General features: G+C 35.2%; 3 protein-coding genes and 3 pseudogenes. 1 reads left to right on the top strand and 5 read right to left on the bottom strand.

Annotated elements, in window-relative coordinates:
• The first annotated feature begins 113 nt into the window (after positions 1–113).
• Positions 114–1,363: pseudogene (locus RDY04_RS02645) on the top strand (ISL3 family transposase).
• Between the two features lie 71 nt (positions 1,364–1,434).
• On the opposite strand, the gene RDY04_RS02640 reads toward RDY04_RS02645, so the two are convergent.
• The 5 genes and pseudogenes from RDY04_RS02640 to RDY04_RS02625 all read right to left on the bottom strand — a co-directional run bounded on the left by RDY04_RS02640 (position 1,435) and on the right by RDY04_RS02625 (position 11,824).
• The gene (locus tag RDY04_RS02640; protein ID WP_303950561.1) at positions 1,435–4,437 is read right to left on the bottom strand and encodes an SIALI-17 repeat-containing surface protein; all 3,003 of its coding nucleotides are present in this window, start codon (positions 4,435–4,437) and stop codon (positions 1,435–1,437) included.
• A 198-nt stretch (positions 4,438–4,635) separates the two neighbouring features.
• Positions 4,636–4,971, bottom strand: a pseudogene (locus tag RDY04_RS02635) (PspC family transcriptional regulator); the annotation flags it as partial.
• Positions 4,972–5,133, bottom strand: coding sequence for a hypothetical protein (locus RDY04_RS02630; protein ID WP_303950560.1), 162 nt, complete (start codon positions 5,131–5,133; stop codon positions 4,972–4,974).
• 51 nt (positions 5,134–5,184) lie between these two features.
• Positions 5,185–5,313: pseudogene (locus RDY04_RS09565) on the bottom strand (autolysin); the annotation flags it as partial.
• A 16-nt stretch (positions 5,314–5,329) separates the two neighbouring features.
• Positions 5,330–11,824 (bottom strand): S8 family serine peptidase, encoded by a 6,495-nt coding sequence (locus tag RDY04_RS02625; protein ID WP_303950558.1) that lies wholly within the window; start codon positions 11,822–11,824, stop codon positions 5,330–5,332.
• Positions 11,825–12,014: the final 190 nt, after the last annotated feature.

The following is a 12,014-nucleotide window of genomic DNA, read 5'->3' as shown; positions in this document are numbered from 1 at the left end:
AATTTCTGTAGTGGGTAAAACCACTGTAGAGATTATAGAGCTTTTTGAATGCAGACAAAAAGTCCCATAAGAACTATAATGAAAAGCGACCAAACCATCATTAGGAAGAACTTATGAGACTTATTAAGAATACCACAGAATTAATCGGAATTAAAGACCAAAATATCAAGATTTCACTTGTTTTTGAAACTGACACTCATATCGAGATTCAAGCAAAACTCGATTACCCTGCACCATTATGTCCTCATTGCCATGGAAAGATGATCAAGTACGACTTTCAAAAGCCTTCTAAAATCCCTCTTCTTGAGCAAGCCGGAACTCCAACACTACTACGTCTGAAAAAACGTCGTTTCCAGTGTAAAAGTTGTAGACGAGTCATGGTAGCTGAGACATCTATCGTTGAGAAAAACTGCCAAATCTCTAATCTGGTCCGACAAAAGGTTACACAACTCCTAACTGAGAAGGTGTCACTAACTGATATTGCCAGAAGGTTTCGTGTGTAGACGTCCACTGTCTATCGTAAGCTTGACCAGTTCACTTTCAAGAAACATTATGACAAACTTCCAGCTATAATGTCCTGGGATGAGTTTGGGTTCAAGAAAGGGAAATTGGCTTTTGTGGCGCAGAATTATGAGACAAACGAACTCATAACCATCCTTGATAATCGCCGTCAAACCACTATACGAAACTACTTTTTAAAGTATCCATTAAAAGCTCGCCAACAGGTGCAGTTTATCACAATGGATAGGTCTGGAGCCTATATCCCACTAGCCAAAAAACTTTTCCCAAACGCCGAAATCATTATTGATCGTTTCCACATTATCCAGCATCTTGGTCGAGCTTTTTTAAAGACAAGAATTGCAACCATGAACCAGCTCGATAAGAAGTCACTACCCTATCGAGCCTTGAAAAATCATTGGCGACTTTTCCAAAAGGACAGCCGTAAACTATCTCTCAACTCTTTTTATTCAAAGACTTTCCGCCAAACTTTAGCACCACATGAAGTTGTTGAGAAGACATTGAATTTCTCAGAGGAACTCGCTAATTATTCTAACCTCTATCAGCTTTTACTTTTTCACTTTCAGGAAAAAAGAGTGGATGATTTTTTTGAACTCATAGAGGAGAATATAAGCAAGGTCAACCATTACTTCAAAATAGTCTTTAGGACTTTTCTTAGACACAAACAATACATCAAAAACGCACTAGAAACACAGTACTCAAATGCAAAATTGGAGGGGACCAATAAGCTTATCAAAGATATTAAACGTCTGGGCTTCAGTTTTAGAAATTTTATCAACTTTAGGAAGCGTGTTTTCATCACTCTAAACATACATAAAAAGAGGACCTATCTGGCCCTCTCTAGATGTTAGCTTTTCGTCACCCACTACAGTTGACAAGGAGCCGATTTAAACTAGATCGTTTATTATTTACAATTTACACTTCTTTATTTGTATTTTTACGGTGTTTTCCGATATATAGGATACCAAATAAAGACATTATTGCCATACCCACAGTAGTGAGAATTGAAGATTCGTCACCAGTTGATGGCAATTTATTTGCATCTTTAGCCACACGTGAGCCAACAGATGTTTCGCCAGCATTTACAGAACCAGTGTTAGGAAGTTCTTTCTTATCTTCTGCTTTCACAGCTGTAGTATCAGAATTTTCACGCGGTGAATTTCCAGGTGTTCCAACTTTAGCTGGGATTGGGAAATCAGGAGCTGTTTTTTCAGGTCTTGATGGCGCTGGATTTTCTTTATTTGATTCAGGTAATTTACCTTCATTTAATTTTGATAAATCAAACTCAGGTTTTTCTTCAGTAGTAGCTGCTTCAGCAGCATTCACGCCTCCGTTGAACTCTGGAACTTCGTTAACAGCAGCTTCTACAAAATTTACTCCACCTTTGAACTCAGGAAGTGCTGGTTGAACTAAAGCCTCACCTTTTGATGATTCAACTTTAGGTTCTGCTGGAGCTTCACCTTCAGGTTTATTAGGAACAGTAGGCGCTTCTTCATCATTTACACCACCATTGAACTCTGGAGTTGCTGGTGTTGTAGGCGCTTCTTCATCGTTTACTCCACCTGTGAATTCAGGTTTTTCTTCAGCTGTTGGAGCATCAGCAGGATTTACCCCACCATTGAATTCTGGAGCATTAGGAACCGTTGGAACCTCATCCGCTTCCTTAGCAGGCTCAGTAGTTGCTTCATCATCATTTACGCCACCACTGAAGTCTTTAGGTTCTTCGCCTTTAGGAACTTCTTTTAAGTTTTCGATATAACCTAAAGTTGCGTTGTAATCGTCAGTTAGTTCATCAATTGCATCTTTGTAAGCTTTTACTGCTTCGTTAACTTCGTCGAATTTAGCTTGAGCTTCATCAGCGGCAGTTTTAGCAGAAGCAACAGCAGCTTCTAATCTAGTTGCAGCATCTTGTAATCCATCTTGGATAGATTGTTCAGCATTATTTTTCTTAGCTGTTTCAAGAGCAGCTTTAGCTTTTTCTAAAGTTTCTTTTTGTTTATCTAATGCAGCATTTTTTTCTTCTACTGCTTTAGCTTTTTCAGTAGCATCAGCTTTATCTTTATCAGCTACTTTAGTTAATTTTTCAATTTTTTCAGCGATATCATCAGCGATATCTTGAAGTTTTTTAACGATTGGTTTAGAAGCTTCTTTGTTGTAAGCAGCGTCTAATTTTTCTTTATCAGCAGCTGGAAGCTCAGATAGATTTTTACCTTCTTGTTTTGTAGCACCGATTTCGTCAGCTTGAGGATCTTGATCTTTAGTAGCTTCAGCAGTCGCATTTTGATTTTCTAATTCTTTAAGAACATCTCCTGCAGTTAAGTCGCCTTTTTCAACTGCAGCTAAAATATCTTCTTTACCTAATGCTTTTTTAGCTTCTTCTTTATTTGTAATATTAGCATCAGCATCGATATCTTTTTCAAATTGATCTAATGCATCTTTAAGAGCAGTTCTAGTTTCAGATTCTTCTTTTTTAAGTTCTTCAACTTTTGCTTTAGCTTTGTCTGCTTCTGCTTTGGCTTTAGTCAATTCAGCTTCTGCGTCAGCTTTAGCTTTATCGGCTTCATCTTTTTTAGTTTGAGCAGCTTTTACATCTTCAGCTTCTTTAGTAGCTTTAGCTGTAGCTTCTTCAACTTTTTTAGCTGCTTCAGCAACTTTTTTCTCTAATTCAGCAACCTTAGCATCAGCTTCTGCTTTGGCTTCAGCAGCTTTTTCAGCTTCTGTTTTTTCTGCTGGTTTAGCTGGTTCTTCTTCTTTTGGCTTAGCTGGTTCGCTAGCTTCTTTTTCTTTAGCAGCTTTTACTTCTTCTAGAGTTTTGTTGTACTCATCAGTAAGTTTGTTAAGTTCTTCAGCGTAAGCTTGAGTATCAGAAGCAGCTTTATCGAATGCATCTTGTGCAGCATCTTTAGCTTTTTCGATAGCTTTAACAGCTTTATCTAATGAAGCAACGATATCAGAATCAGAACCGTTATCTGTAGCTGATTTAAGAGCTTCTTTGGCTTCTTTTAATGTATCTTCTTGTTTTTTAAGAGCTTCCGCTTTTTTATCTTCTTCAGCTTTTAATGCTTCAGCATCTTTTGTAAGAGCGTCAACATTTTCACCTAAATCATCAGCTTTATCTTGAAGTTTTTCTGATGCTGGACGAGCAGCATCTGCTTTTTCAGCTTTGTCAATCCCAGCCTTAATGTCTGCTGGTAATTGATCTTTAGTTTTAGCTTCGGCTGGAGTTGTAGCAGTGTTACTTGCAGTATTGTTATCGTTTTCTAATTCCTTAAGAACATCCCCAGCTTTTAAATCACCAGCTTCTACAGCTGCTAAAATATCTTCTTTACCTAATACTTTTTTAGCTTCTTCTTTATTTGTAATCTTAGCATCAGCATCGATATCTTTTTCTAATTGAACTAAAGCTTTTGATAAAGCATCTTTAGAATCAGCTTCTTCTTTCTTAGCGTCTTCTTCTTTTTTAGCTTCTTCTTTTGCTTTAGCGTCAGCTTCAGCAGCTTTTTGTTTAGCCGCAGCTAATTCATCATCAGCAGTTTTTTTAGCTTCTTCTGCCTTAGTTTTTGTAGCGTTAGCGTCAGCAGCTTCTTTTTTCTCAGCCTCTAGTTTAGTAGTTGCTTCGTTAGCTGCAGTAGTAGTTGTATCTACTTTTGCTTGAGCTTCTGTAACTTTTGCTTCTTTAGCTTTAGCATCAGCTTCAGCTTGTTTAATCTCTGGACTTGTCACCTCTGATTTAGAAGTGTCAGTAGCTCCAGTTTCGGCAGGCTGAGTAGCTGCTGGTTTAGCTGGAGTAGTAGTAGTATTAGTTGCTGTATTAGTAGAATCATCAGCTTTTACAACTGACGGTTGAGATGCAGCAAGCGCAGCACCTAAAACAGCTACACTAGCCAAGCTTGTTAAAATGGTTTTCTTTTTATTCATTTTGGAACCCCTTTCATAAAATCGTATCCGGAGTTATTATAGCGCTTTCTAAAAAGATAATCAAGTAATAGGTTATTTTATTTATACAATTATATACTTATGTTAATTTTCAAATACACCTCTCATAGCAGAAAAAGAAAGCCCGTTTTATAAGCTTTCTTTTCATTATTTACATTTTCGATGGTAAATTTTACACTTTTAAACCCACTCACCGTTGGCATTTACTGTATAACCATTGATTGTAGTGCTTACTGCAAGGACTCCTGAACTATAAGCATAGTACCATTTACCATCTACTTGGAACCAACCGGTCTTCATAGCGCCTGAATTATTAAGATAATACCAACTACCACCTTGTTTCAACCAACCAGTTTTCATAGCACCTGAACTATTTAAGTAGTACCAAGTACCACCAACTTGAGCCCAGCCTGTCGCCATTGCACCTGCACCATTTAGATAATACCATGTGCCACCGTCTTGCAACCAACCAGTTTGCATTTCGCCTGAACCATTTAAGTAGTACCAAGTATCACCTTATTTAAACCAACCAGTCTTCATTCCATCTTCTTTAGAGAAATAATACCAGTCACTCTCAACCTTCTTCCAGCCAGCCTGACGATTTCCTTCACTATCGATAAAGAATTTTTTACCATTAATCACAACAATCCCTTGCTTAAGAACACCTTCCTCATCCAAGAAATAATGTTTCCCATCAACAGTAATATCACCCGTTAGACGAACACCTTCTTTGACATAGTAAGTTTTATCATCGATTTTAACAAAACCAGTTTTCTTCTCACCATCTTCTACAAAATAATAAGTCTTATCAGCAACTTTTACAAAGCCTAACTTTTTAACACCATCTTTTTCATCTATAGCTTTTGTCTTAATCTTAATCTTTTTTCTTCAATCCAAGAAATGCACCTACAGTAAACATTATTCCGGCAACTAATGACATGAAGACTTCGCTAACTGTTCCGGTTTTTGGCAACCTATCATTGTTAGTAGTTGATTTACTATCAATATTGGTATATTTATTATCTATGTTCTCTGGTTCATTAAGATAAACTTCCTTCTTATTTTCAAAGTTTTTATCATTTTCATCAGGAACTGTAACTTTGACATCCTTAGTTGAATCAGATTTGTGTGAATGATTTTCTCTTTGTAAATCCTCTTTTCTAAGACTTTGATTTAATTGACTAGGATTTACCTGTACGTTATCTTTCTTTTTGGATACATCAAAAGTAGGTTTATTTTCCTCTTCCTTTTTCTCCTCTATTTTCTTGAATACAGGTTTTATAAGGGTATCTTTTGATACATTAAGAACATAGCCAGCCTCTTTTTTACCTTCGACACCAGAAATTTCCCAGCCATCAAATTGATATCCTTTTTCTGATTCGCCCATATAGACAGGTAAAATGAAATCTTCTTCCGACACTATCGTTGAACTCACTTCTTTTCCATTTTGAATGGTCACAGTTACCGTATGAGGTTTTAGTTCGCTTACCTCTCCCGTATCTTTGTTTAAAATGAATTCTTTTACGGTTGTATTTCTTGCAAAATCTTTTACAACAATCTTAATGTTTAGTGTCTTATCTGTTAGTTGTTTAATATCATCAAATGATTTATATTCTTTTCCATTTACATAAATATGTTTGTCTTGAATCTCACCATCGAATCCATTATTTCTTTTATCATTGATATTAAAGACTACAGATTTTCCGTCAGCATATTCAATACTAGTATTTCCCTTAGGATCAATGTTTACTTCTGGTTTAACATTATCATATAAAAATTGATAGTGTACTCCAACCGCTTTCGCATTCAAATCGCTATAGCCAGTTTGAAGATAAACATTTCCATCCATATCTGTTACCTTATCTGGGAATCCGTTTGCTTTATAGTCTTTCATTCCCCAGTCCATGATGTCACCGTCTTTAACATTAAGCTTAATGTTAAAATCTCTAGTGTTATCAGTGTGTAAATCTCCGTAGATTAAATAATTATCTACAACCGATTCATTAACTCTCAACTCCCAGTTAAAACCACCCTTATCAGAAATCTTACCTCTTAAATAAAATTCTGGATTTCGTACATAAATTTTATTAGATTTAGATGGATTAAAGTAGTTCTTGTCCATTGAAAGATTTACTGGTTTGGTATCAATAAATAACATAGAGCCATCTTCTTTTATAGCTTCTACGTTGGACTTATCCTCCCCATGATACTCTTTATCATCTTTACCCAATAATACAAGTTTAGAAGAATCTGTTACAAGATTTCCATCTTTATCGATTGCCTCCCCTTTATCATTCATTTTAAAGGTAAACACTTGATATTTTACAATGTTAAAGCCATCCAAAGCCGACATTAATACTGATTGAGTACTTCTTCCATCTTCAACATTTCTACTATCAGCATAAATTATTTTTTCTGATAGGACTCTTAGATTAGGATTGGCCTTTTGTATTTTTGCTATATCTTCCTGGCTATAAACTCCATTTCCTTCTAACATATCCGTTTTTCCAGGATTATAGGTAGTCACTTTTAGTGCATAGCCTTTTCTTAGAATGATGTTATCCTTTAACAGATATTGTTGTTTTTCTGAATCAGAATAGATTTTACCAGGTTCCATTTCCGTTAAATTGTTTGGTTTGTTCTTTGAAAGATCACCTTCTCCTAATTCTATGACATTCCCATAACTTGATGCATAGGGATATTCTGTTTTAGTTTCCTTATTTTTTTCAGGCATTCTAATTTTAGTTTCAGCTTTTATCTGATCATCATCTGTAACAAAGAATCTCATATCTCCTGCAAAAGCTAATCCATCCACAATATCATTAATATTAGCGTATAAATCAAATGTCATCGTTTTTGAGTGGGAATCATACTTGGTCGTTTTGATTTCTATAGATTTATAGTTATTGCCATAATATACCTTGGCATTTTTAGAAACATTACTTATCTTTCCAAGAATTTCAAAGTGTCCATCTTTAGACGGGCTTAGAACACCATAAATTTTTGATTTGATTTCGTCAAGCTTTTCAGTTTCATATTCTAAGGCACTACCATCGTCATAAGCAATGATATTTCCCTTATCATCGTATTTATAATCGTATTCCTCTGTTCTCTTACCAGTTTCACTTGTAAAGTCATCAACTTCTCTAAATTTCTTTTTAATGAGTTTCTTTAAGTCTTTACTTTCAAAATTTCTAATTGTTGAAATAGTTTTATGAATAGTCAAGCTAGATTTTTCTTCGATAGACTCTTCATTTTCTTGATGATGTTCTACTTCAGTTGTATCTTTTTTAAGACTATCCTCTTTTCTATTTTCTAAATTTTTAAATTTAGATTCGGAAATCTCGCCAAGCTTTTGGTATTTAGATGAATCTTGATCAGGATCTACTAGATAATAGGAAATCATCCCCTTTTCATCAGCATGATCAGCAAATTTAATTCTATGAATCTTTGTGAAATTGCTAGCTCCATCTAATGCAATGACTTCAATGATTTTTCCTCTTAAATCTCCTGCACCATTAATTTCATAAATCGTATTTCCGTCTTTGTCTAGTTTCCTATTTCTTCCTTGACCCTCACCTGCATAAGTTACTTCAAGATTTTTCTCAACCTCTCCATCTTCATTAACCAGAGCGGCGCCTGCATACCAAACTTCGTTTGCAATCTCGTCAAATTTTTCAGGATGTTCTTTTTGATCTCTCGCAAATAGGGTTTCATTCTTGTATTGATCTTTTACCTTGTGATAAGTATCCTTTGTAATCAACTTAATTTTTTCAGGATTTGAAAAATCAACCGAAACAATCTTAGGGGCTGTATTATCAATTTTTACAGGAATATAGGAAACCTGCCATGGGTAATCTTTAGTTAATCTATATTTAAATTTATAGAAATATTGACCTTCTGCAATCGGTTCAAATTGTCCTCTTATCTTAGTAGCAGGATCTTTGGTATCCTTGCTTTCTGGTGCATTTTCTTCTCTACCTCTAGGGTTATAGATGAGTCCATCCCATTTCAAGTCGCCCCAAACTTTTAGCTTAGAAGATTTGATTCCCTTTGCATCATTTCTCTTAGAGTTTAAAATTCCTTTAATAAAGTGTTCTCTCGAAATGACTTTTAAGTCTCTTTGATTTTCTCCCTCTTTATTTGTATTTACTATTGAAATCAATCCTTCTTCTGCACTTCTTAATACAAGTGGAGAAGGTGTTAATCCTCTCTCAAGTTGAGCATCTTGAGGATTTCCATTTGAATCTAAAGGATAAATTTTAGCAATATTAGAACCACTTGATGATGGTACGTTGATCCCTTCGTTATTGAAAGCAAACAATTCTGGATTTTGATCTAGGGATGTTGTATTTTTATCTTTTCTATTTTGTATAACTCCTGCTGGATTAAATTTATCTATACCATGTTGTTCTCCACCAATCCCCTTATTTAAGGTTCCTGGAATTTTCGGTTTGCCATCATCATCATAACCTTCCATTGTTTTTGATCTTGAACCTTCTTCCCAGGCCCATTTATCAAGGATTGGTTCGTGGTTCCAATCCCCAGCAAATCCCATTAGAGGCATCGATAAAGAAGGTTGGAAGTTTATTTTCTTCCCGTTGGAGTTCAGAGCTTCCATTTCTTCCACTGACTCAAAATGAATAAATGATTCTACAAATTTATTTTTGTTTTTAGCCTCCCCAACATTTATAACCGCATTTAAATCAAAGCTAGAATTTGGGCTTATAGTGAAAGTGTCATGCTCAAATGTAATATTTGCTCCTTTGATTTTTTCTGGGTGGATTTCTGGAACAATTTGCTTCCCATCTGGAGATTTTTCATCTTTGTATGTTTCATCCAGTTTGAGTCTGTCAGTTAGAGCATCTGTAGTTATAGCAGATGCTGAAACTTTAAAGGTTAAAGGTCTGTTTGATGTATTGTGAAGCTTAATTGTAAAATATTTTTTATCTCCTTTTATTTCTTTAAGAGAAATAGAACCATAAGAGTTTACCAAACCTTTAGAATCCGTGTTTTTAAAAGTAGCTACGACTTCATTTCTCAAAGCATTGGCAACATTAATTAGCCCTGCTCCCTGTTGTCTAGGTGATGCAAAGTATTGACTTTTTTCTTTCCAAGAAGTTGCATCCATCATAGGGCGTGCAGTATTTTGTAGGGCTATTTTTGTAAGACTTGTAAGATCTATTTTGTCATCTCCCTTAAGATTTTTCAACACAGGTCTTTCAAGCATTTCCTTTAATTTTGGTCTAATCAAAACAGTAGAAGCTGCCACGATTGGAGCTGCCATACTAGTCCCTGACATATAACCATAAGTTGATTTCCCATTAATGACATTGAGAGTGGATTTAATATTTTTACCGGGTGCTGAAACATCCGGTTTTAAAAGTAAATCTATTCTTGGCCCCCAAGATGTGGACCCTGCTGGAACGATAATCTCTTCTTTATACAGTTCTTTGTCTGTGTCAGGTGCAAACTTAAAGTCAATCTCTTTTTCGTCACCTACATTCGGTTTATTAGAATTATAGCTTGCCATATCAATTGGATAGTATTGCTCCAATTTATCTTTAAAATCTTCCTTATTATTTCTTTTGACTTTAGTTTTTTTATCAGGGTTAATCATGTTCCATAACTTTACACCATCATCTCCTGAAATTGAGAAAACTTGACTAGTAGTTCCTTCATCCTCTTCATATCCCATAGCTGGGAGCTCTGTCCAATTATCTCTATTGTAGTAATTTACAGTATTTACAACCATAATGGCGCGTGCGCCCTTATCCGTTGCACGTTTAAAAGCATTTTTTAAATCCTTTGTATAAATTCTATCCATTACTGCAATTTTGCCCTTAAGATCCAAACCTATCAAATCTTGGTCTTGACCTTTGCCTATATATACAAATTTCAATTTACTAGGAGCTTTTGAACCATCTTCGTTTGTTATGATTTTATTCTTATCGAAAAAGGCCCCTATATTTCTATATTTAAAACTTTCTCCACCTATGTTAACTTTATCAAACTCAACTGTCTGATTTTTAGCAGAAGCGACCGCTATCGCATCTTCATGTGCTGCAGTTCGTGTTACATTTCCAGTGTCGGTCATTTTCAGATTATTATTTGCCACTAAATCCCATGAAGAACTTGAAGCAGAAGTCGCATAGTTACCCGTAGCTACAACCATTGGAATGCCTGCTTTTCTTAATGCTCTAATAGCTTGCCAATATTTCTCACCTACAAGACCTGTTCCTGTAAAGCCAGATGATATCGAAACAACATCGACATTGTGTTTGATCGAATCTTCAATAGCATGAAACATTGTTTCATCTCCTGCGAAGCCAGATCCTGCGTCAGAGTACATTTTATAAGAGAAAATCTGTGCATTAGGAGCAATTCCATCTATTCCGTTAAAGTTTTTAATATCTTTTTCAGTATCATTTCCCGCAAGAATCCCTGCAATATGCATCCCATGTGGATCAAAAAAATCGCTTCCATCATCAGCTTTTTCTACAGTAATTTTACCACCATTATAATAATTGAAAGCATGAGGAATTTTATCACTCAACCAGAAATTTTTATCAGTACCTTTTAAGTCTTCTTTTTTAAATCTCATTGAGCTTTTAGCATCATCATCAATCCTCATGGCCTTATGCCTATAATCCGTTCCCGTATCGATATTTGAAATGACCATACCTCTACCATCAAAGTTTTTCCCAAATGGTGCATTGATAGATTTTAGGTAATCGATTGCCTCTTCAACTCCAATTTCTTTTCTAGCATGATTCATCATAGGTTGGACTTTTTGTGACCTTTCAACCGATGAAATACCTTCTATTAGTTTAATTTTGTCCAGAGTATCTTTGGTTGTTTCAATAGCGCTACCGTTAAAAATTCTATCATAAGTATATAAAACTTTTGTATTCTTAAGATTTGATAGCTCCTTGATTGCTTTTTCTCCAGATTCTTTATCTTTAAATTCAGCAATATAGACAAGTTTATCCTCTTTTTGGGGACTTTCTGGGTCTTTACTTGCAGACGAGTCCGCTTTCTCTCCTTGGGATTGATTGGAATTTTCTTCTTTGATTTTTGCTTCTTCATTGCTAGTGTTATTGTCTATCACAGGATTTTTACTAACAACTTCTTTTTCCTCAACAATTGTTGTTTTCTTTTCTTCAGTATCCTTTGAAGTTTCTATAACATTATGAGTATCTTCAAGTTTTTCTTCGTTTTCGTTTTGTTTATCTATTACTGTTTCTTTATCAGATATTTTTAAGGAATCTTCAGAACTAGGTGTATCTGCTAGGATTACCTCATTAGGGACATATGCTGCTAAAATAACTGCAGCTGTGGTTAATGACAATACTGTACTTTTTTTCATTTCAATTCCTTACATATTTATTTAACTTCCAATAGATAGTAAACTTTAACTTTGCTAGCATTTGTTATAAAAAGTTTTACTAATACTCTTCGGAGATCACTTCAAACCGCGTCAACGTCGTCTTAGCGTATGTATGGTTACTGACTTCGTCAGTTCTATCTACAACCTCAAAGCAGTGCTTTGAGCAACC

This window comes from uncultured Streptococcus sp. (assembly GCF_902463925.1).
In the GTDB taxonomy this organism is placed as follows: Bacteria; Bacillota; Bacilli; order Lactobacillales; family Streptococcaceae; genus Streptococcus.
The sequence above is the reverse complement of the archived record's forward strand: the minus strand, read 5'-3'. Positions and strand labels throughout refer to the sequence as shown.

Coding starts and splice junctions, on each gene's coding strand:
- RDY04_RS02640 (WP_303950561.1), bottom strand. CDS start 4,437: ATGAATAAAAAGAAAACCATTTTAACAAGCTTGGCTAGTGTAGCTGTT.
- RDY04_RS02625 (WP_303950558.1), bottom strand. CDS start 11,824: ATGAAAAAAAGTACAGTATTGTCATTAACCACAGCTGCAGTTATTTTA.